General features: G+C 68.0%; 16 protein-coding genes and 3 pseudogenes. 8 read left to right on the top strand and 11 right to left on the bottom strand.

Going from position 1 to position 19,755, the window contains the following annotated elements:
* Positions 1-3 precede the first annotated feature (3 nt).
* The 6 genes from bcsB to MYA_RS31695 form a co-directional block, all read right to left on the bottom strand.
* Complete coding sequence (gene bcsB / locus MYA_RS05935) at positions 4-2,352, bottom strand: cellulose biosynthesis cyclic di-GMP-binding regulatory protein BcsB (protein WP_014722840.1); 2,349 nt, start codon at positions 2,350-2,352, stop codon at positions 4-6.
* Between the two features lie 619 nt (positions 2,353-2,971).
* Positions 2,972-3,433: a hypothetical protein gene (locus MYA_RS05930; RefSeq protein WP_014722838.1), complete on the bottom strand. Its 462-nt coding sequence runs from the start codon at positions 3,431-3,433 to the stop codon at positions 2,972-2,974.
* Entirely contained in the window at positions 3,430-4,827 is a 1,398-nt protein-coding gene (locus tag MYA_RS05925) for a phosphatase PAP2 family protein (RefSeq protein ID WP_014722837.1), read from the bottom strand. Before MYA_RS05925 ends, MYA_RS05930 begins: the two co-directional genes overlap by 4 nt.
* The gene (locus MYA_RS05920) at positions 4,824-6,593 is read right to left on the bottom strand and encodes a bifunctional alpha/beta hydrolase/class I SAM-dependent methyltransferase (RefSeq protein WP_014722836.1); all 1,770 of its coding nucleotides are present in this window, start codon (positions 6,591-6,593) and stop codon (positions 4,824-4,826) included. Before MYA_RS05920 ends, MYA_RS05925 begins: the two co-directional genes overlap by 4 nt.
* A gap of 90 nt (positions 6,594-6,683) precedes the next feature.
* Positions 6,684-7,289 (bottom strand): CDP-alcohol phosphatidyltransferase family protein, encoded by a 606-nt coding sequence (locus MYA_RS05915; RefSeq protein ID WP_011884371.1) that lies wholly within the window; start codon positions 7,287-7,289, stop codon positions 6,684-6,686.
* A 79-nt stretch (positions 7,290-7,368) separates the two neighbouring features.
* Positions 7,369-7,749, bottom strand: coding sequence for a hypothetical protein (locus tag MYA_RS31695; protein ID WP_155416765.1), 381 nt, complete (start codon positions 7,747-7,749; stop codon positions 7,369-7,371).
* Here MYA_RS31695 and MYA_RS05910 point away from each other — a divergent pair.
* Together MYA_RS05910 and MYA_RS05905 are read left to right on the top strand one after the other, a co-directional pair.
* Complete coding sequence (locus MYA_RS05910; RefSeq protein ID WP_011884370.1) at positions 7,742-8,374, top strand: lysophospholipid acyltransferase family protein; 633 nt, start codon at positions 7,742-7,744, stop codon at positions 8,372-8,374. The genes MYA_RS31695 and MYA_RS05910 overlap by 8 nt on opposite strands.
* A gap of 35 nt (positions 8,375-8,409) precedes the next feature.
* Positions 8,410-9,339, top strand: a complete 930-nt coding sequence (locus MYA_RS05905) for a phosphatidate cytidylyltransferase (protein ID WP_011884369.1) — start codon at positions 8,410-8,412, stop codon at positions 9,337-9,339.
* Between the two features lie 54 nt (positions 9,340-9,393).
* Here the strand turns inward: MYA_RS05905 and MYA_RS05900 are convergent.
* Positions 9,394-10,103 (bottom strand): annotated as a pseudogene (locus tag MYA_RS05900) (topoisomerase IV).
* A gap of 402 nt (positions 10,104-10,505) precedes the next feature.
* On the opposite strand from MYA_RS05900, the gene MYA_RS05895 reads away from it, so the two are divergent.
* Positions 10,506-11,666 carry a porin gene (locus tag MYA_RS05895; RefSeq protein ID WP_014722832.1) on the top strand — a complete coding sequence of 387 codons (1,161 nt, stop codon included), beginning with the start codon at positions 10,506-10,508 and terminating at the stop codon, positions 11,664-11,666.
* A gap of 97 nt (positions 11,667-11,763) precedes the next feature.
* Here the strand turns inward: MYA_RS05895 and MYA_RS30920 are convergent, their stop codons facing one another.
* The gene (locus tag MYA_RS30920; protein WP_144410673.1) at positions 11,764-12,000 is read right to left on the bottom strand and encodes a hypothetical protein; all 237 of its coding nucleotides are present in this window, start codon (positions 11,998-12,000) and stop codon (positions 11,764-11,766) included.
* 77 nt (positions 12,001-12,077) lie between these two features.
* Between MYA_RS30920 and MYA_RS05890 the strand changes: the two genes are divergently transcribed.
* Positions 12,078-13,277, top strand: a complete 1,200-nt coding sequence (locus tag MYA_RS05890; RefSeq protein WP_014722830.1) for a lytic transglycosylase domain-containing protein — start codon at positions 12,078-12,080, stop codon at positions 13,275-13,277.
* Positions 13,278-13,323: 46 nt separating this feature from the next.
* On the opposite strand, the gene MYA_RS05885 is transcribed toward MYA_RS05890, so the two are convergent.
* Positions 13,324-13,659: a hypothetical protein gene (locus MYA_RS05885; RefSeq protein ID WP_014722829.1), complete on the bottom strand. Its 336-nt coding sequence runs from the start codon at positions 13,657-13,659 to the stop codon at positions 13,324-13,326.
* 93 nt (positions 13,660-13,752) lie between these two features.
* Positions 13,753-14,499 (bottom strand): MipA/OmpV family protein, encoded by a 747-nt coding sequence (locus tag MYA_RS05880; protein ID WP_014722828.1) that lies wholly within the window; start codon positions 14,497-14,499, stop codon positions 13,753-13,755.
* Between the two features lie 242 nt (positions 14,500-14,741).
* Between MYA_RS05880 and MYA_RS05875 the strand changes: the two are divergent.
* The 3 genes and pseudogenes from MYA_RS05875 to MYA_RS05865 all read left to right on the top strand — a co-directional run bounded on the left by MYA_RS05875 (position 14,742) and on the right by MYA_RS05865 (position 17,500).
* A pseudogene (locus MYA_RS05875) lies at positions 14,742-15,470 on the top strand (response regulator).
* Positions 15,471-16,752 (top strand): annotated as a pseudogene (locus tag MYA_RS05870) (ATP-binding protein). It begins immediately after the preceding pseudogene.
* A 199-nt stretch (positions 16,753-16,951) separates the two neighbouring features.
* Positions 16,952-17,500: a hypothetical protein gene (locus MYA_RS05865; protein ID WP_233432741.1), complete on the top strand. Its 549-nt coding sequence runs from the start codon at positions 16,952-16,954 to the stop codon at positions 17,498-17,500.
* 89 nt (positions 17,501-17,589) lie between these two features.
* Here MYA_RS05865 and MYA_RS05860 read toward each other — a convergent pair whose 3' ends face one another.
* On the bottom strand, positions 17,590-18,651 hold the full coding sequence (locus MYA_RS05860; protein WP_014722826.1) for a helix-turn-helix transcriptional regulator: 1,062 nt from the start codon (positions 18,649-18,651) through the stop codon (positions 17,590-17,592).
* A gap of 266 nt (positions 18,652-18,917) precedes the next feature.
* On the opposite strand from MYA_RS05860, the gene MYA_RS05855 reads away from it, so the two are divergent.
* Positions 18,918-19,634 carry a helix-turn-helix domain-containing protein gene (locus MYA_RS05855; RefSeq protein WP_014722825.1) on the top strand — a complete coding sequence of 239 codons (717 nt, stop codon included), beginning with the start codon at positions 18,918-18,920 and terminating at the stop codon, positions 19,632-19,634.
* The last annotated feature ends 121 nt before the right edge of the window (positions 19,635-19,755 follow it).

Below are 19,755 nucleotides of genomic sequence, written 5' to 3'. Positions count from 1 at the left end.
CCGTTACATCCCCCGTCGGCGCGCGGCGATTCTCTGCAGCACGCTGAACACGCCGAGCGCGAGCAGCAGCCCGGCAACGACGCCGACCACGCCCAGCACGACCGGATGACGCGCCGCGTGCGTCCAGACGCGCGCATACCAGGGCACGAAGCCCACCACGTAGCGATCGCCGACGCGCAGGCTGTCGACCCGCCCCGGCCGCACCAGCGCGAGGTCGCCCTGCAGCTGCGACACGAGGCCCGGCTTCTCGAACACGTCGAGCAGGTCGCCCAGGCGCGGCTGGTCGGTCGCGGTCAGTGCGACGACGCTGCGGCCGTGACTGCCCGGCAACTCGAAACCGGCGAGCGCGGCCAGCGGGCCCGTCTGTTCGATGTGCGCGCCGCCGTCGGGCTGGCCGACGCCGTTGCGCCAGCGCTCCTTCACCGCGAACGCGACGCGCGTCGCGCCGGCGCCCGCCTGCGGGTCGATCGACAGCGGCGCGGCCGCGCGCCACTGCGACAGCAGCGGCGACGCAGGCGAGCCGTCGATCACCAGCAGATCCTTGCGGCCCGCGAGCGCGGCGACTTCGCCCGGCCGCGCGAGCTGCACGCGCAGCGCCGGGAAGCCGGTCCACTGGCCCATGTGGCCGAGCATCGTCAGATACGCTTCGAGCTCCTGCGGCGACGGCCGGTCGGGCACCACGACGGCGGTCTGCGACAGGTCGGCGAAGCGCGTGAACGGGAACCCGCTGTTCGCGAAGTACGCCAGATTCGGCAGTTGCGCGTAGTGGACGAAGTGCGAGAAGTCGATCGTCGAATCGGGGTCGACCGCCGCGCGCTGCGGCTCGAGCGCTGTGCTCGAGCACAGCGCCGTCTTCTGCGAATCGAGCGTGAAGCGCAGCTGCAGCTGGTTGCCGCTGCCGACCCGGAACGCCGGAATGTCGACGTCGCTGGTCACGCGCCCTTCCGGCACCGACAGCAGCGGCAGCTGCATGCGGCCGCGCGCGTCTTCCGAATGAGCCGGCGCGAGCCGGTACGACTTCACGAGCTGGTCGTTGATCTCGACGGACAGCGTCGAGTCGTCCTGCACGCTCGGCGCCGTATAGCGATAGCGCAGCGTGATCGGCACGCCGGAGCCGTTCCACGAATGCAGATCGGCCGGCACGTGCAGGTTCAGACGGATCGCGTCCGGCGACGTGCCGCGCACTTCCAGCTGGCGCGGGTCCGACACGAGCTCGCGGAACGCGATCGGCCGGTCGACCGGCAACCAGCGCGGCGCATCGTACGGCTTGCGCGGCGCGCCGAGATCGACGTGCGCGACCGTCGCGGCCGGGCCCGACAGCGCCGCGCGGCCGAGCACGAGCGTCCCGACCGCGTCGTCGACCTCGGCCGCCGTGCGGCCGGTCACGATCAGCAGCTTGCGCCCGGGAGCGGCCGGGTTGTCGGCGATGGCGAGCAGCGGGCCGTTGACCGCCGGCAGCGCGAGGCCGGCCGGCAGCGTCGCGACCGTGCCGATCACGACCGCTTGGTCGTCGGCCGGCAGCGTCGTCGCGACCGGGAAGCGCGCCTGCCGGTAATCGGCCAGCGCGCCGAACCACGACGCGAGCACGCCGGCACTGCGCAGCGTCGCCGAGTCGGGCGACGCCGGCAGCACGAACGGCAGCCGCAGGCGGCCGTTGTCGCGCCGGTCGAAGAACGGCGCGGGCAGCAGCGCCAGATCGTTCGGCAGGCGCACCGGCGCTTCGTCGAGGATCAGCTCGCTGGTCGGGCTCACGTCGGCCCACAGCGCCGAGTTCGACGGGTCTTCGCAATGATCGAGCGTGTAATGCGCGATCAGGCGCAGGCCGATCTGGTTGAAATCGGAGAAGTAGCGCGGATCGATCGGGATGTCCTGCGTGACCATGCGGCCCGCGCGCGGCGCGTCAAACGGCACGGTCGAGACGACCTCGCCGTTCACCAGCACCTTCAGATGCGACATCGGAAACACCAGCGACGGCGAATACGCGTAGGTCAGGCGCAGCCGCGCGCCGGTCACCACGCGATCGAGCCGCACGCCCGCGTTGATCGTGCGCGCATCGTCGGCGCCGCGCAGATGCAGCGGGTCGAACGCGCCGAGCGACGCGAACGGCAGACGCACGGTGATGGCCGGCCCGCCGGCCGCGGCGGCGGCCGCGCTGGCCGCGCCCGATGCGGCGGCAACCTGTGGCGCGCGCGCAACATCGGCGGGCGCGGACGCGGCGCCGGCAACCGCAGGCACGGCCGACCCGGCCGACGCCACCGACGCGACCGGCATCGGCGCGGCGGACAGCGCGGCGGTATGCAATGCGCCGAACAGCGCAGCGGACAGCATGAACAACGACGCGGCCGGCCTCATGCTCGGCCCCGCATCGTTTCGAACGTCCGGTGATCCAGCGCGCCGCGACCGGCGCGCGCAAAGCAGCTATGCCCGTAAGTGCACATCCCCACTGCTTCCCCTCAATAATCTATCTGGCCTGAATTCATTTATCTGAACGGCGACGCGGCTTCTTTGTCCGGTCGCGCGTCTACGCGAGCGCCTGGCACCGGCGCTACCCCATTCGTCACACTATCTTAAAAATAGGACGAAAGCCGCACGATTCAGCAACGCCGAAGCGAAAAAAACTCAATTCGGTCGGAAATGCTGCGTGCAGCGATTGAATGGCAAAACTTGCACGAGGGCTGGCGATCGGCCTGCCAGCATCGAGTCGGTGCGGCAGGTGTGCGTGGAGACGGATTGCGGCTCCTTGCGGGCCGCCCGAAATGTGCGCTGCCGCGTGGGCGGCGCGTATGCTACCGCAAGCGTGCGCCGCACGTCGGGATTTCTTCGCGCAAAGCTGATTTATATCAAATCGATTCCGCGGTTCGGTCACGCGGTTCGGGCATTGCTGCGCTGCGTCGCGGGCGACACCGCGATCGTGTGCCGCGGCCGGGCGCCAATGGGTCGCTAACGGGCCGCTAATGCACCGAGATGGCCGTCAATGGCCCACCGGCGCCGCGATCGCGACCGCCACCACGACCCATTGCACGATCGCGACGAGCATGCCGGCCCGGCATAACCGGACCGCGCCGCGCACGCGCGCGTCGAGCCCGCGCGCGGCGCTGCGTGGATCGATCCAGCCGAGGTCGGCCAGTGCGCGATCGAGCGCGGTGAGCGCGTGGCCGAGCTCGTCGTCGCCGTCGTCCGACGTCGCGTGCGCGAGCGCGGCGAACAAGCGGCGATCGATCTCGATGCGCACCGCGTACCACAGCGCGGCGATCGCCGAGCCGGCGCTGATGACGGCCAGCACCGCGCGCGCGATGCTCGCCGGCGGCCAGCCCGATGCGATCCATCCGCCCGCGCCGGCCGCCGCCAGCGCGGCCGCGATCGCCCACGCGCCCGCGTCGAGCACGCCGCGTGCGGCGGCGATCCGGAACGGCGCCGACGAAGCGCCGCTCATGCGCGCCCCGCCGCGCGGCGGTCGAGCCAGTCCTGCAGCACGGCGACCGCGTCGTCGGACCAGACCGCCCGCGCTCGCACCTCGCGCACCGCGGCGAGTGCGTCGCGCGCGTCGCTCAGCCCGCGCCGTGCCGCGAGCCATGCAGCCGCGCACAGCACGCTGCGCCCGTAGCCGAGCGCGCAATGAACCAGCACGTCGCGGCCTTGCGCATGCAGGCGCTCGATGGCCTCGACCGCCGCCGCGAGTTGCGCGCAGCTCGGCACCACCAGATCGAGCTGCGGCACCGCCGCATACGCGAGCGACGCGTCGGCCGCGGCCCAGCGCGGCATCTCGGCCGTCAGGTCGACGAGCGCGGTGAAGCCGTGGCGTCGCACGTCGCGCGTCGTCGGCGTGCGGCCGATCCACACGCGCTCGGCGACGCGCACCGGCGCCGCGTGCCGCAACGTCCACAGCCGCGAATTGACGAACGCGCCGACGATCGTCGGCGCGAGCAGCCAGCGCGCGAACACCGGCATGCGGCCGGCGTCGTCCTTCTGGAACGCGGCGGGCGCGCCGCGCCAGTAAGCCCAAGCGACGCACGCGAGCGCCAGCGCGACCCACCCGGCGAGCAACGCCGCGGCCGGCGCGCGCGGCACACAGCCGAGCACGACCAGCACGAACGTCGCCGCGCCGAGTGCATAGCGGCGCGCGAGCGCGCGGCTCGCCGCGCACGGCGCAGCGTCGCCACTGCGCGAGTGGCCCGCCGCATCGCGCAACGGAAACAGGAACAGTGCGATGCAGCCGACGGCCGCGCCGGTCGGCACGTCGATCACGTGGTGCTGGTAGGTCGTCAGCACCGATACGCCGATCGCCGCGAACCACAGATGCAGCAGCGCCCGCGCGAGCGTGCCGCGCAGCTGCTGCGCGTAGACGGCCCACAGCACCACGAGCAGCCCGATGTGCAGCGACGGCGCCTGGTTGTACGGCTTGTCGAACCCCATCAGCAGCGTGAACAACGCGCCGGCCATGCCGCTCGCGTCGGGACGCGCGAAGCCGAAGCGCAGCGGCCATGCGATGAAGCACGCGACCGACACGAGCTGCACGGTCAGCAGCCGCTTCACGTGGTCGAGCAGATCGTCGCGACGGGTCCAGAACAGGAACGACAGCGCGTACAGCAGATCGATCGACCAGTACGGCACGATCGTCCACGGCACGAACGGGATCGCGTGCTCCCAGCCGAACGCGAAGGTCGGCACCGCGGCGCGGCGCGCGGCGAGCCAGTTCGCGAGACCGTAGGTGGAGAAGAACAGCGCGCCCATCGCCGCGAGCGCGCCGATGCGCAACGCCCAGGACGCGTCGCCTGCGCCGGCCGCCGCCTGCGCGGGACGGCCCGCGCGAACGCCGGGCGCGCTCATTGCGCGTCGACCCGCTGGGCCAGGCTGACCGTGAAGATGCCCATCGCGTCGATGCGCTGGTCGAGCTTGCGAAAGCCCGCGCGCGCGACGAGCTCGTCCATCTCGGCCTGCGAGCGGCGGCGCATCACCCACGTCGCCTCGCCGCGGTGATTGTTCAACACGCGCGCGATGAATTCGAGCTGCGGATGCCACGGCTGCCCCGTATAGACCAGATACCCGCCGGGCGGCACGGCCTGCGCGAGCCCGCGCAGCGAGCGCTCGACGAGCGCGTTGTCGCCGAACAGCTCGTACAGTCCCGACACGATCGCGAGCGTCGGACGCGGTTCGAGCGTCGCGAGCGACGCGTCGTCGAACGCATCGCCGCGCTCGAAGCGCGCGATCGGCTCGAGGCCGCGCTGCGCGATCAGCACGCGCCCGGCATCGACGTTCGGCGCGCTGTAGTCGCGCAGCAGGATGTCGTCGGGCGCCGCGCCGTCGCGCTCGGCGGCCGACGCGATCGCGTCGAGCACGTAGCGCCCGTGGCCGGCCGCGATGTCGACGATGCGCACCGGTTCGCCGCGGCTGCGCAGCCAGCCGATCGCCGCACCGATCAGCTCCTGCAGGTGCAGCTTGCGCTGGCGAATGCCGGCCCAGCCCGGCGAGTCGAGATAGGTGCGATCGATCCGCGCACCGATGCCGAAGCGCCCCTGCGCGCGATTGCGGTACACGTAGTCGAGCGTCGAGCCCGAATCGAAGCCGAGCCGCAGCCCGAGCGCGATGCCGTCCGACAGTGCGCCGCCCGCCTTCAGGCCGGCCCGCACCAACGCCCAGTACGCGCGCGCGAACGGGCTCGCCGGCGCGGCGCGGAGCGCCACGTATTCGTCATGGAATGCGCCGCGCCGGTCGGCGTCGGCGAGCGACACGCGCGGGCCCGGCGTGTCGAATTCGCGCAGCACGAACGCGCGCAGCGGCGCGAGCGCCTGCGCGCGGTCGCGCTCGCCGAGCGTGTCGTGATAGAAGCCCGGCAGCACGATGCGCTCCTTGCGCGCGGCGCCGAGCCGCTCGAAGAAGCGATCCTGCGGAGCGCGATGCACGACCCAGTCGGCGCCCGAGATCAGCAGCTGGGTCGGCACCGTGATCGCGGCCGCATCGGCGACGATCCGCTGCGCGGTGTCGTGCAGATCGAGCAGCATGTTGACCGCGATCGGCCGCGTGATCAGCGGATCGGCCGCATAGCTCGCGATCCGCTGCGGGTCGTGCGTGAGGAATTTCGGCTTCACGTAGCTGTTCACGTAGAACAGGCCGCGCAGCTTGTGCATCAGCCGCAGGCCCGGCCGCGCGAACGGTACGTACAGCTTGATGTGGAACGCGGGCGACGCGAGCACGAGGCAGCGGATCGGCGGCGCATAGTCGTGCGCCCACGCGGCTGCGAGCACCGCGCCGACGCTCTGTCCGACGACGGCGATGTCCTCGATCGCGACGCCGTGCGTGTCGCAAATGTGCTCGACGAAGCTCTGCAGATCGCGCACCGACGCGGCCGCGCCCGGACTGTAGCCGCGCGCGCCGGGCGAGCGGCCGTGGCCGCGCGCGTCACATGCGAAGAACGCGAAGTCGGGCAGGTCGAGCTCGTCGACGAGGTGCGCGACACGCGCCGAATGCTCGTGACCGCGATGCAGCAGCACGATCGCGCCGCGGCAGCGCGGCGCGGTGGCGGGCCAGTGACGATAGAACAGCGCGGTGCCGTCGTGCGTGATGAAGTCGGCCTCGCGGGCCGTGCGTGCGCTCATGCGATCTCTCTCGTTTCGTTATTCGAATCATGCGGCGCCGCCCCCGGCGCCGGTCTCACGCGCGTGCCGTCAACCGTAGACCATCAGCCATCAGCCGCCGGCTTCCGCGACGCCGGCCCGCACGCGCCGCACGGCCGTCACGATCGACAGCACGATCAGCACGCGCCACAGCCACGCGCCGACGCCGCCGATCGGCAGGCCGACGCCGAACCACAGCGCGAACGCACCGAGCGCGAGCGCGCGGTCGCTCTTGCCGAACGGGCCGTCGTAGCGGCGCGTCGCGCCCGCGAGCGGGCCGATCAGCCCCGCGCATTCGACGATGACGGCGGCGAGCGCGAACAACCAGACGTCGGCCGGCGCGAACGCGGGAATCGCGAGAAACGGCAATACGAGCGCGAGATCGGACACGACGTCGCCGAGCTCGTTCAGGTACGCGCCGAGCGTGCTTTTCTGCCCGTGTTCGCGCGCGAGCATGCCGTCGATCGCGTTGAGCGCCATCCGCGCGAACAGCCAGACCGGAATCAGCAGGAACAGCGCGCGGGCGAACCCGCCGAGCCCCGCGAGCGCACCGACGACGATCGAGCCGCCCGCCGCGAACAACGTGACCTGGTTGGCTGTGACACCGCGCTCGGCGAGCGAATCCGCGAACGGACGCAGGCAGTTCTGGAATTTTGGTTTGAGTGCGTAGAGGCTCATGATTTTTCTGGTTCGGCACGCTCGGACACGTTCGCCGCCGCCCTACCCCCGGCGGCTCGACCGCCGCGATCGGCGGTCGTCAGGTGGGCGTAATCGTCGCCGAGCGGCTGCGACGCGTCAAGCCGTGCGCCGCGTTCGTTGCGCGCGCAATCTGGCATTTTCGACCGAAACTCGCGATAATCCGCAAGCCCGTCAGCACACCAATCCATTCGAATTGCAGCGGGCGCTCGTGCAATAGCCGATTATTACGCCGCCGATCGGCGCATTCGCCGCACTCCGATACAAGCGGCAACGCGTCCGGCCGTCGCGGCCCTGCGACAGGCAGCCACGAATTTGACAAAAATTGAACCATGGCCGTCCGGTGCGCATCCTGCCGCGCCGGCATTTCGGGATCCACGCGGTCGCCGCGCATCGGTGGCGGCACGCTCACGCATGCGGGAGGCGCGGCGCCGATGAACATCGTCAACGTCTGGCAACGCGATTTCCTGCTGTCAATCGTGCGGCTCGTGGCCGGCGCGTATCCGGTATGGCATCAGGGCCGCCCCGCGCCGACGCAGAAGATCTACTTCTCCAACCACACGAGCCATATCGACACGCTCGCGATTCTCGCGGCGCTGCCGCGCGACGTGCGCGCGGTCGTCCGGCCCGTCGCCGCGCGCGACTACTGGGACAGCGGCAATCTGAAGCGGCACGTCGCGCAGAAGCTGCTGAACGTCGTGCTGATCGATCGCCACCGCGAGTCGGGCGGCGACCCGCTCGACCCCGTGCGCGACGCGCTGCGGCAAGGCCACTCGATCATCATCTTTCCGGAAGGCACGCGCGGTGCAGACGTGCTGCCGCAGCCGTTCAAGAGCGGGCTGTACCACCTCGCGACCGAGTTCCCGGACGTCGCGCTCGCGCCCGTCTACCTCGAGAACCTGCAGCGGATCATGCCGAAGGGCACGATCTGGCCCGTGCCGCTGATCTGCAAGGTGCATTTCGGCGCGAACGATGCACTGCGCGCCGGCGAGGACAAGCCGACCTTCCTCGCGCGCATGCGCGACGCGCTCGTCGCGCTCGCGCCGCCGCAGCGGCCGGCCGGCTGAACGCGGCGCCTACTCTTCCTATTCCGGACTTCTTCATGCGAACTCTCTTCTGGGAACTGGTCGCGGGCGTCACCGGCGTGCTGGTGATCGCGACCGTGATCGGCGCGATCCTCGGCGCGCGCAGCGGCGGCGCGAACGCGACCATCGTCAACCTGAACCAGCGCATCCGCGCGTGGTGGGCGATGATCGCGATCATGGTGGTCGCGATCAGCCTCGGCAACAACGTCACGTATTTCGTGTTCGCGCTGCTGTCGTACCTGACGCTGCGCGAATTCATCACGCTCACGCCGACGACGCCGAGCGACCACACCACGCTGTTCATCGCGTTCTTCGTCGCGATTCCGGTGCAGTACCTGCTGCTCGCGATCAACTGGTACGGCATGTATTCGATCTTCGTGCCGGTGCACCTTTTCTTCGCGATGTCGCTGGTGTCGGCGCTCACGCAGGACACGCGCGAATTCCTGAGCCGCAACGCGAAGATCAACTGGGCGCTGATGGTGTGCGTGTACGGGCTCAGCCATGCGCCCGCCGTGCTGATCCTCGACATTCCGCACTACGCGGGGCAGAACGCGCTGCTGCTGTTCTTCTTCCTGTTCGTCGTGCAGATCAGCGACGTGCTGCAGTACGTGGTCGGCAAGCTGTTCGGCCGCCGCAAGATCGCACCGCAGCTGTCGCCGTCGAAGACGGTCGAGGGCTTCGTCGGCGGCGGCTTGCTCGCGACGCTGTGCGGCGCGTCGCTGTATCGCGTGACGCCGTTCAGCTTCGGCGCGGCGTTCGGCATTTCGCTCGCGGTCGTGATCGCGGGCTTCGTCGGCGGCCTCGTGCTGTCGGCCGTGAAGCGCTCGCTCGGCACGAAGGACTGGGGCTCGATGATCGCCGGTCACGGCGGGATGCTCGATCGCGTCGATTCGATCTGCTTCGCCGCGCCGGTGTTCTTCCATCTCGTGCGGTATCTGTACGTCTGACGCGCGGGCGCGCGGCGTGCCGAGGGGTGCTTGCCGCGTGCCCCGCAGCGCCGCTCAATAGCCTTCGCGCAACGGCTTCGGCACGACGTAGCGGCCGCGTGCCGCGTCGAACTTCACCGTGTAGCGCGCGTGGATCTCGTGGCTGCCGCGCCGGCCCGTCTCGATGACCGTCAACGGATAGACGTCGTCCGTGGCCGTCGTGTCGGGCGCGATCGCGAACGTGGGGTGCTCGCAATGCGGCTTCGCGTTGGCGCAATCGAGCGAGCCGCCGTTGTCGAGCGCTTCGTCGATGCGCGGCGCGGCTTCGACGAGCGCGTTGCGGTACGGCAGCCGGATCGACTGGCTCGTCTGCGTATAGCCCTGCAACGTGGTGCCGTCGCCGATCACGAAACCGAACAGATGCGGGCCGAGCCGCTCGATGCGCACCGTGCCCGGCGTGCCGTCCGAGCCCATGCCCTGCATCCCGTTGGCGACGGCCGCGTCGGTCTCGCCGCACATCGCGAGCAGCATGCGTGGACCGTCGGCCGTCGCGACCCGCAACGTTCCGCGTGCCGAATAGATCGAGTCGCCGGCAGCCGGCTGCCAGCCTTTGCGGTCGGCGCGCCACGCGCCGTAGGTGTCGCGGATGAACGCGTGCAGCCCGCGCTCGAGCGCAGCCGGCGCGCCGCGTATGCGTATGCGGGTGCAACCGCGCAGAGGGCAGACAGGAGTGCCAAGGCTGCTGCGAACAGCTGCAGGCGCGACTTTGGAGACGGGACGGTCATGATGGTGTTCTCGGAGCGGGTTGCGAGCTGTTGCGGGCGATCGGTGCCGATGCGGCGCGCACCGGCCGGCGCGAATGCGGCGTGCAAATAACACATCCCGTACGCTTTCCGGCATTCGATTCATTAAATAATTAATTGACGAATCGGCGACAAACGCGTTTCGGTGTGAAATTCGCGTGGAATTATCGCAAATCCGGCAACGCAAACCTTATATGCGCGCCTATTTCACCGAGATTGACTCACGTTTATCAATAATCTGAATCTCTCAATGCACCTTGCCGCAGAATGCACATGTCGGCTTTAGGTCACATCGGAGTATTTCGTTTTTGCCGATGCGCGATGCGCTCGGTAGTCTCCTGCCATTCCGCTTTTCGTGAAAAAACCAATACGCAAGGAGATGAGATGAAACGCACGGCCCTTTCGCTGATGTCGCTCGCGTCGTTCGCGGCGATTCCCGCCGCGCACGCGCAATCGAGCGTGACGCTGTACGGTGTGATCGATACGTCGGTCACCTACGTGAATCACGCGCAGGGCAAGGACAACGCGTGGATGCTCGGCAACAGCAGCGCGGGCAATCTCGCCGGCAGCCGCTGGGGCGTGAAGGGCATCGAGGATCTCGGCGGCGGCCTCAAGGCGTTGTTCCAGCTCGAGAACGGCTTCGATCCGAGCAACGGCCGGCTCGGCCAGGGCAACCGGCTGTTCGGCCGCCAGGCGTTCGTCGGGCTGACCAGCGACCAATACGGCACGCTCACGTTCGGCCGCCAGTACGATCCGCTCATCGATCTCGTGCAGGGCATCACCGCCGACAACTATTTCGGCAGCGTGTTCGCGACGCCGGGCGACGTGGACAACTACGACAACAGCTTCCGCGTCGACAACGCGGTGAAATACACGTCGGCCGTCTATTCGGGCCTGCAGTTCGCGGCGATGTACTCGTTCGGCGGGATCGCCGGCAGCACCGGCGCGCAACAGTCGTACTCGGCGGCCGTCACGTACGGCAACGGGCCGTTCAGCGTCGCGGGCGGCTACTTCCATGCGACCAACAGCGCGGCGTCGAACGGGCTGCGCAACGGCTGGACCAGCTCGTCCGACGGCACCTTCGACGGCCCGGTCAACAGCGGCTACGCGAGCGCGCATTCGATCGGCATCACACGCATCGCGGGCCAGTACGTCGCGGGCCCGTTCACCTTCGGCGTCGGCTACAGCAACGCGCAATACCGCCGCGATGCGAGCTCGGTGTTCGGCTCGAACGAGCACTACAACACCGGTCAGGGCTTCGTGAACTATCAGGCGACCAATGCGCTGCTCGTCGGCCTCGGCTACAGCTATACGCGTTCGGGCGGCGATACGTCGGCCACCTATCACCAGGTGTCGGTCGGCGCGGATTACAACCTGTCGAAACGCACCGACGTCTACCTGACCGCCGCCTACCAGCACGCGAGCGGCCAGACCGGCGACGGCAACGGCGGATCGATGGCCGCGCAGGCATCGATCGGTTCGTACGGCTACGCAGGCACCAGTTCGCAGACGATCGTCAACCTCGGGCTGCGCCATCGCTTCTGAGGGGCACGACGGGCCGCGCGTTGCAGCGCGGCGGAACGTGCGGTGGCGCCTCGCTCGGCTCGCGGCGCGTGCCGGGCGGGCGCGGCGGCGGCCGTCGTCAACGCCATTTACCACGGCCCACCGGCCGCGATCTTCGGTTGCCGTCTTTCATGGCCGCATTTTGTGGTGAATTGACGCGCCGCGTCATCTCCGTGCGCGGCAGCAACGGCTCGTCGGCATAGATGCGCCAGATCGTCTTTTTTACCGATTTCAGCGGGGCGGAATTCACGAAAACGCGGGGAAATTCGGGCCAAAATGCCCGCACAATTGCAAAGGAAAGTTTGACGCGAACCATTTGACCGAATGCTATGGCACACTTCGCGTCTGCGTAATTTCCTTGCACCGGGCGGCCGGATTCCGCCCCATCCTGTCATGCCGCGTCAGACCAACCGTTCGATCAGCCACGCCATGCCGACGCTCGCCGCGGCGCTCGCCCTGTCGTGCGCGCTGCCCACGCTTGCGCACGCGGACTGCCTCGACGACGCCGCCACGTTCCAGAAGGTGAGCGTGAGCCTGCTGCGCGGCATCGCGCAGGTGGAGTCCGGGATGAATCCGAACGCGGTGAACACGAACACGAACGGCACGGTCGACATCGGCCTGATGCAGATCAACAGCACGTGGCTGCCGACGCTCGCGCGCGAAGGGATCACGCGCGAAAGCCTGTTCGACGCCTGCACCAACGCGTACGTCGGCGCGTGGATCCTGTCGCAGAACATCCGTCAGCTCGGCGCGAACTGGAACGCGATCGGCGCGTACAACTCCGCGTCGCCCGACAAGCGCCTCGCGTATGCCCGCAAGGTCTATGATGCAATCCGGACCCTGCCGGATTCGCCCGATACTCCCATGCCCATCCTGCCCCCTTCCTTTACGCCGCCGCAACAGGTGCAGCCGTACAATCCGTTCGCGAGCCTGAGCGTGTCGGCGCCGCCGGTCGCGCGCACGCGCACGCTCGCGCCGGCCGCTCCGCCTGCTTCGCAGGGCGGCCCCGCCGGGCCGGCCGGCACGTACAACTTCGGCTGGACCGTCACGGGCGCCGACCAGGCCAAGCCGACCCAGGTGTTCGACGACGGCGCACGCATCTACGTGCAGTTCAGCGACATGAAGCACGTGCCGGCGATCTTCACGGAGACTTCGTCGGGGCGCGTCCTGATGTCGTGGGAACTGCAGTTTCCGTATGCCGTCGTGACGCGTTCCGCGCAAACGTTGATCTTCCAGCTCGGGCCGTTCGAGGCGCGCGCGCAACGTGGCGGCGGCGCGACGACTGCGCAGGCAAGCGCGGCAACGACGCGCCCGGGCGCGGCGCCGGCAACGAAACAGCCGGCAAAGGCGCCGACCGCGCGGACGGCTTCCACCGACGCGCTGTGGTATCTGAACACGCCGGGCACGTCGGGTTCGGCATCGACCGGCAGCAGCGCGAACAATCCCGCGGTGTCGACCGCGTCGAACACACCCGCGACGTGGCCGACTGCCGTCACGTCGAACACGCCGCCGGCCGCCGCGCCGCAAGCCCCGGCTGCGGCTACGCAGGATTCGCGCGCGAGCGCCGACGCGCTCTGGTACATCTCGAAGTAGCGCAGCGGGCCGGCGCGCTACGGCTGCGCCGCGCGCGCGCCGTCCGTCATCCGCGCCGGACCCAGATCACCTTCCCGTCGCCCACGCCAAGATCGCGCCGCACCGCGCGGTAATCCATCGTGCCCGGCAGAGAGCGGCCGTCGCGTTCGAGCACGCGCCACAGGCAGCCGTCGAGCAGCGCGGCCGCATCGACTTCGGTCTTGCCGATCAGCGCGTCGTCGGGCATCGCGTCAGCTTTGCATGCGTTCGCGGCGCCCGATGGCACGGCGATCGGCACCGCGCCGCCGGCGGTGGCGTTGCGATGCTGTGTGGCCGTATCCGCGCAGCCGGCAATGGTTGCACTCGCAACGAGCGCGGCCAGCATCGTGATCGTCTTGTTCATCCGCTTCTCCTTGTTGCGGCCGGCCAGTGTGCCGGCTTCGCGCCGATGTTACCGCAGGCAAATCGTGCAGTGCAGGCGTCGCTTGCGGTTCGGTCAGAACCGGTAGGTCGCGCCGGCCATCCCGTAGTAGTTGCTGCGCGTCTGCACGATGGGGCTGTCGCCGTAGCGGCCCAGCAGGCGCGTGAAGCCGCCCGTCGCGCGCACTGCCCAATGCCGCGACAGGTCCCAGTTCCACGTGAGCGACAGCGTCGCGCTGTCCACGCCGCCGCTCGTCGAATACGGGCCGAGCCCGCTCGCCCGCGACTGCGCATCGGTCACACCGTAGAAGGTCTGCATATAGCGCCCCGTGCCGGCATGCACGCTGGCCGTCGCGACCAGCGCGTGCCGTCCGCGCTCGAACACGGGCACCGCGAGATCGACATGGCCGGACAAGCCGCGCGACCCATGCGTGACCGGCGCATCGATCGCAAGGCTCAGCTCGCCGCCGTCCGGCAGCTTCACGCCTGCGTGCATCGCGAACAGCACCGAGCCCGGCACCCTGCCCATTCCCTTCAGATGATCGGAGCCCGCACGACCGAAGCGATCGTCGTCGGTGCGACCCGCGTCGTAGCCCAGCGCGGCCGACACGAACGCGCCGTTCGGCAGCGCGAGGCGATAGCCGGCGCCGGCGCTGCTGTCGACGAAGAAGCCGTTGCCGAACATCGCGGAAAAGGACGGCGCGACGATGGCGCGGTACTGATTGCTGCCCTGATAGCGCGGCGCGAAGCCACCGCCGAGCGATATCGCGTACTGGTTTTCGGCGTGGACGGCGGAGGCAAGCGTGAGGCCGGCAAGCGGCATGCAATAGCGCAACGAACGAATGGAGGGACGCACGATATCGGAACGAGAGTGACGGAGCCCGAAGTCTAGGAGCGCCCGCGCGGCACGACTGTCCGCAATCTGCGGAAAATGTGTGCTCAATTGTGTTCGAGTGTTCCCGATTGTCGTGAGGCCTCGCGGGCCGCTACAACGCCAGATAGAATTCGCGTGCCGCGCCACGCCCGCATTGGCGTGAAAGAGAAGGCGCGCATTTCGAGGAGACCATGAACGACCATCCGCTCAAATACCGCGTACTGCTGATCGAGGACGACGACCACCTCGCCGAGCTCGTGCGCGAATATCTCGACGGCTACGAATTCTCGGTGACGGTCGTGCGCCGCGGCGATCTCACGATCGCCGCCGTGCGCGAACACCGGCCGGCGCTCGTGATACTCGACCTGATGCTGCCGAATCTCGACGGGATGGAAGTGTGCCGGCGCATTCGTGCGTTCACCAACGTGCCCATGCTGATTCTCACGGCGCGTGCGGATGTCTACGATCAGGTCGCGGGCCTCGAAACCGGTGCCGACGACTACGTGACGAAACCGATCGAGCCGCGTGTGCTGGTGGCCCGCGCTCGCGCGCTGCTGCGCCGTGCGCAGCCTGCGGAACCGCGGACGGATGACGCTGCGCCCGTGCAGGTTCCGCAGTTCGGCTAGCTGACGATTTCTCCGCCGAACCGCACGGTCGCGTGGCGCGGCGAGCTCGTCGACCTGAAGACCACCGAGTTCAACCTGCTGCTGATCCTCGCACGCGCAGCCGGTACCGTACTGAGTCGCGACGCGATACTGAAGCAGTTGCGTGGCATCGAGTTCGATGGCATCGACCGGTCGGTCGACGCGGGCATCTCGAAGCTGCGCCGACGCTTCGAGGACGATTCGTCCGAACCGCAACGGATCAAGACGATCTGGGGCCGCGGTTATCTGTTCAGCCCTTCCGCATGGGACGAGTGAATGCTGCGCCCGTTGATCAAGCTGTACCTGATCGTGATCGTCAGCTGTGCCGCGGCGGTCGTATTCGTTCAATGGTCGTTCGACAAGATTTTCTACGAGCGCGTTGCGCAGGCGCAGCGCGATACGCTGACCACGTATGCGTTCGTGCTCAACGATTACCTCGAACGCCATCCGGGTGCGAAGCGTACGCTCGCGCTCAGCGAACTCGGCCAGCACGGCAACGAGCGATTCGGTTTCCTGACGATGGCCGACGCACGCGCGCAATTGTCCGACGCGCCGCTGCGCGATCTGGACGCCGGCCGGATTGCGATCAGCTACGACCGCAGGAACTACTACATGCCGCTCGCCGATGGTTCGGTGCTGCATGCTCGTCCGATTCAGCCGGCCATGCTCGACGTCAAGATCTATGCAAACGGGATGATCGCGCTCGCCGCACTGTTCGCCGTTGCGCTGTGGACGTCGCATCACTGGCGCGACCTGCGCAAGCTGCAGACTGCCGCACACGCGTTCGGTGCGGGCGAGCTGTCGACGCGCGTGCGATTGTCCGCACGGTCGAACATCTATGAGCTGTCAGTGCAGTTCAACGACATGGCGGAACGGATCGAAGCGTCGATCAAGCAGCAGCGCGAAATGATGCATGCGATTTCGCACGAGCTGAAGACGCCGCTCGCTCGCCTGGAATTCGGACTCGCGCTGCTCGCCGACGCCGACGACAGCAGCCGGATGCAGACACGTTGCGACGCGCTGCGACGCGACGTGCGCGAACTCGACGAGCTCGTGACCGAGTTGCTGACGATCGGACGGCTCGAACAGGGCGCGAGCGAACTGGAGCCGATGGAGGTGGCCGTCGATGCGCTGATCGACAGCGTCGCCGGCAGCGTCGCGAACGATGTCGCCGATCGCGGCATCATGCTCGGCGTGTCGACCACGGGGGCGCCCGCCTCGCACGTATGCAATCCGAAACTCGTCGCGCGGGCGCTGTTGAACTTGATCCGCAACGGCGCGCGCTACGCGTCGCGTACGGTGCTGCTGTCGGCGGCGAGCGATGCGTCGGGCGCGTTGGTGCTGAGCGTCGACGACGACGGGCCGGGCATTCCAGTGGCCGATCGCGCGCGTGTTCGAACCGTTTCAGCGGCTCGATTCGAGCCGCGACCGGCAGACCGGCGGGTTCGGACTCGGGCTCGCGATCGTGCGGCGCGTGGCGCGCGTGCATGGGGGTGAGGTGTGGCTCGAGGATTCGCCGTTGGGCGGCGCGCGGTTCGTGATTTCGTTGCCGGGGTGAGGCGGATGAGGTTTTTAAGCGGACGTTGGCGCACGGAATTTCCGAAGGGTCCGGGTGACGGGCCGTCAGCGAACCCATGCCGCCTCTCGCCGACAGCCCCATATCCAACCGAACGGAAAGCGATTGCGTGATTCGCGACAGGGTATGTCTCAAGCACGTTGCACACTGTCCATCAGAATCAGGAACAGGAGATGCACACGTGAATACCCGCATGACGAAACCGGCGAGCCACGAGCGCGCCGACCTGGCACGATCATCTCGTTGCCTCCGCAACGATTCCGCAATGCTGCGTATCGCATTGCGCCCGTGGGGATTCGATGCCTGCGTCGTCCAGTCGTGGATCAACGCACTGCCCACACTGGATCGGGCTATCGCGTGGGAGCTCGCGACCGATCGACGGGCGCCCGGCGCGGATATCGTGGTCCACGTCGTCAGGCCGGCGCCGGCAGCGCGCGGGCAGTTCTGCTGGAACGGCATCGGTGCAAACTATGCGCTCAGGCAATCGCTCGCGGCCTGCGGCACGGAGCTCGCTCTTCTGATCGGCGCTTCGGAGCAGATGCCGGCCGAGCGCGTCGGTCACTGGGTCGCCGCCGGGGCATTGCCGCCGGCCGCGGCACTTGCAAGGCTCGGCCGGTTGATCGCGGCCTGTGCCGCGCCGCAGCGGCAGCCGCAGCCGCAGCCGCAGCCGCAGCCGCCGGTGCGACGCACGCTGATGCGCTTGATCTCGCACGATCTGGACATGGCATGAACGGCGTCGCGCGGTGGTCGCGGACGGAACGCCGCACCGCCGCCCGATTGCTTTTACTCCTGCGGCGAATGCCTGCGCACGTCAGGCGGTCATTCCGGCCGCCCCGCTGCATCGGCGCGGCTTGCACCCGCCGGCTTGCCGTACATGCGTGCAAGCTCATTCGCCTCTCGCACGAACTCGGCACGCAAGCCGGCGGGCGCAAGCACCTCGACGTTCGGCCCGAACGAGCGCAACCACCATCGCAAGCGCTGGCTCAATAGCACGGTGCCCTTGACGAAAAGTGCGTCGCCGTCGCGGGTATGCGCCTGATCCTTCGACATCGGCGCTTCGAGCAGATGCTCGCCGGCACCATTGAGGAACTTGAGCTTGAGCATCACCTCCTTCTCGACCATGAAGTCGAAGCGACGCTGTTGCTTCACATAGGCATCGAGCGAAAAGGTCGGCGGATAGTCAAACGTTTCGAGCAGCGCGCTGGCACGCGTGAAACGGTCCATGCGGTACATCGTCGGTTCGGTCTTGCCCGGCGTACCGCCGACCAGGTAGACGAGCCCGCCAACCTCCACGAACCCGAGCGGCAGAATGATCCTGGCCCGGTCGTTGTCGGTGTTGTGACGCGGGCGATAGACGATTTCGAGCTTGCGCTCTTCAAAGAGTGCGCGTGACACGATGCCGAACAGTTCCCGGTCGATTACCGGGTAATGCAGCGAGAAGCCGCCGCTTTCGACCGCGACCTTGCTCGCCCAGCGCGAATAGCGCCGCTCGGTTTCATTGCTCGTCCGCTGCAGCCGTGCCTCCGCGACGTCGAACATCGACGACAGCGATTCGGCCACCAGTTCCGGAATCTGGCGCGACGAAAAGCGCCGCAACGTCTGCAGCGCGAGCGCTTCGTCGAACGTCATCATCGAGCCAGCCTTGGCGGCCATGCCGCTCGCGCCCGCCTTCTTGCGCCACACCAGCGCGGTGCCGCGTTCGAGCACCTCGACGAGCCCGTCGCGCTCGAGCTTCGCGAGGCGCCGGTTGATCGTCCTGACGGTTGGCGTGTCGAGCGCGGTCCGCGACAGCCAGCGGTGGATATCGGGGGTGCTGATGTAGTCGTCGTGCGTTGCCGCGTCGGGAAGCGCGCGCATGATTTCGCGATCGAGATCGGACATGATGGGTAAGCGTTGCTCGCAAAGAGTCGATCACGGTATATCGACCAGCGATGGCCATTCTTGAGCGCCTCGCCTCCACGCTTCGCGCGAAGCAAGCCCTTCAGGTGACACAGCACGTGCTCGAGCGGACCCATCGGGCGCAGATTCAGGCCGGTGCCAGCGCATGCGGAATCGGATATTCACGCAAACGAACTCGCACCGGAAGCGAGTGTGCCGTGCGGTTCCGACAATTGGTGTCCCGATGACGGATTCACTTCTGCGGCGGCGTGAACTTCGATGTGCATGCAACGATCATCACGACCGTGCCGGGGATGCATGACCTCATGCGACATCAAGACACCGTATGTCCGAACGGGCGTCGACAATACCCGCTCGACAACAACAGGACGATATTCTCGATGCCATTCTCTTCGGACATGCGGCGCTCGACGTTTCAGGCCGAGAACTGCCTCGCGAAAGACGATTCCGATAACAAAGTACAGGTTCGCGTCGATGCAGGGCGAGGCCAGCCGCTGATTGACGACCTCGACTTCAATGACGGTTCAATCAACCGCGCCGCCATGAAAATTCCGCTGAACGAGCGGCCCATGTCCGAGAAAATGCAGCGTGTGGCCAAGTGGATCGCGTGCAACTTCGACAAGCCCGTCAAGGTTCGACAGGCCGCCGATCTCGTCGCGATGAGCGAGCGCACCCTGCTGCGTCACTTTACAAGCGAGATCGGCATGGCACCCAGCGCCTATTTGATGCGTGTCAGGCTGGCACGCGCGTGTGCGATGCTCGCCTTCACCGCGCTCCCGGCAGACTCGATCGCTCGGCGTTGCGGGCTCGGCAGCGGCGAGCATCTCGCGCGCCTGTTTCGCCAGCACTTCGACAAGACCCCGATCGAATATCGGCGAGCACATGCGCATGCGCGTCCGGACATGCGTGCAGTGGAGCGCGATGGCGCGGGGGACGCGCCGAGCTCTTTTCGGTCCGTGCCGTGACCGTCAAGTCGTGCCATGTACCCAGCCGGTACAGCGCATCGGGAGAGATGCTCGAGCGATCTGGTGGCAGCGGCCTTCGCGCGTTCAAACTGGCCCGGCCGGAGCTTCATCGACAATCGCA

The sequence above is a fragment of the Burkholderia sp. KJ006 genome (genome assembly GCF_000262695.1).
Taxonomy (GTDB): Bacteria; Pseudomonadota; Gammaproteobacteria; order Burkholderiales; family Burkholderiaceae; genus Burkholderia; species Burkholderia vietnamiensis.
The sequence above is the reverse complement of the archived record's forward strand: the minus strand, read 5'-3'. Positions and strand labels throughout refer to the sequence as shown.